We start from the raw sequence: 1,647 nt of genomic DNA, 5'->3' as shown, positions 1-1,647 counted from the left end.
CACGCTGGTCGCGGCGCTGCGCGACACCGCGGTGCCGGCGGCCGGCGCGATCCGCGCGGCGGAGGAGGCGGGGGCCGCGATCGCGCCGCTCTGGTGGGGCTTCGCCAACCCGGCCGGGCCGGTCAGCGCCGAGGCCTTCGAGCGCCTGGCGTCGCGGCTGATGGCGGAGCTGCAGGCAGCGCAGGATGCCGGGCCGCTCGACGGGCTCTATCTCGACCTGCATGGCGCGATGGTCGCCGAGCACTTCCCGGATGCCGAGGGCGAGCTGCTGCGCCGCGCGCGCGCCATCCTCGGCCCCGACGTGCCGATCGCGGCGAGCCTCGACCCGCATTGCAACCTGACGGCGGCGATGGTGCGCCATGCGGATGTGCTCTCGCCCTTCCGCACCTATCCGCATGTCGACATGAAGGAGGCCGGGGCGCGCGCCATGGCGCTGCTGCTGGCGCGTGCGGCGCGCGGCAAGCCCTTCGCCAAGGCGTTCCGGCAGCTCGACTACCTGATCCCGATCACCAGCCAGTGCACGCTGGTCGCGCCGATGGCGGAGGTGATGGCGGCGCGGCAGGCGATCGCGGCGAAGATGGGTGCTGCGGAGCTCTCGCTCTGCTTCGGCTTTCCCTATGCCGACTTCGCCGATTGCGGCTGCGCGCTCGTCGCCTATGGCGTGACGCAGGAGGCGGCGGATGCGGCGGCCGAGGCCCTGCTGCGCGAGTTGAAGCTGCGCGAGCAGGACTTCGCCCAGGCGGTGCTGCCGGCGGCGGAGGCGGTGGCGACCGCGATGCGGCTCGCGGACGGCCAGGGCCCGGTGGTGATCGCCGACACCCAGGACAATCCCGGCGGCGGCGGGCATGGCGACACGACCGGGCTGCTGGCGGAGCTGATCGCGCAGCGGGCGGAGGGTGTTGCCTTCGGCCTGATCAACGACGCCGAGAGCGCGGCGCGCTGCCATGCGGCGGGCGAGGGGGCGCGGGTGACGCTGGCGCTCGGCGGCAAGTCTGACGGTGTGGCGCTGCATGTGGATGCGCGGGTGCTGCGCCTGTCGGACGGACGCTTCACCTGCACCGGGCCGATGGCGGGCGGGAACGTCGCCGAACTCGGCCCCTCCGCGCTGATCGGCATCGGCGGCGTCGCGGTGGTCGTCACCTCGCGCAAGATGCAGGCCTATGACCAGGCGCTGTTCCGGCATCTCGGCGTTGAGCCGTCGCAGCAGCGCATCCTCGCGCTGAAATCCTCGGTGCATTTCCGCGCCGACTTCCAGCCGATCGCGCGCGCGGTGCTGGTCGCGGCGGCGCCGGGGCCGGTGGTGGCGGACCCCGCGACGCTGCCCTTCCGGCACCTGCGGCCGGGGCTGCGGCTGCGGCCGGGCGACAACCGGCGCACCGGCTGAATGCGCCTGGCGCATCCGCTCGCCGTGCGGCGCATCGTGGCGCTGCCCGGCGGTTTCCCCGACCTTGCCGCCGATGCGACGGCCGACGGCGTGCGACTGCTCGAGGTCCTGCGCGAGGATTGGGAGGCCGGCGCCATGCGCTTCGACGGGCCGGGGGAGGCGCTGTTCGCCGCCATGGCGGGGCCGGCGCTGCTCGGGCTCGGCGGGCTGACGCGCGATCCCTATCCGCGCGGCGAGGAGGCGGGGCGGGTGCGCCGGCACTT

2 protein-coding genes are annotated in these 1,647 nt (G+C 74.7%); both read left to right on the top strand.

Annotation, left to right across the window (positions count from 1 at the left end; genetic code table 11):
• Positions 1 to 1,384: M81 family metallopeptidase (locus L2I40_RS22895; protein WP_237217666.1), on the top strand; the 1,384-nt coding region annotated here is incomplete at its 5' end.
• Positions 1,385 to 1,647, top strand: a 263-nt coding sequence (locus L2I40_RS22890) for a hypothetical protein (protein ID WP_237217665.1), incomplete at its 3' end; no start/stop codon positions are given.

Origin of the sequence: Falsiroseomonas oryziterrae, assembly GCF_021864505.1 — a bacterium.
In the GTDB taxonomy this organism is placed as follows: Bacteria; Pseudomonadota; Alphaproteobacteria; order Acetobacterales; family Acetobacteraceae; genus Falsiroseomonas; species Falsiroseomonas oryziterrae.
This window is presented reverse-complemented; position numbering and strand designations above follow the sequence as displayed.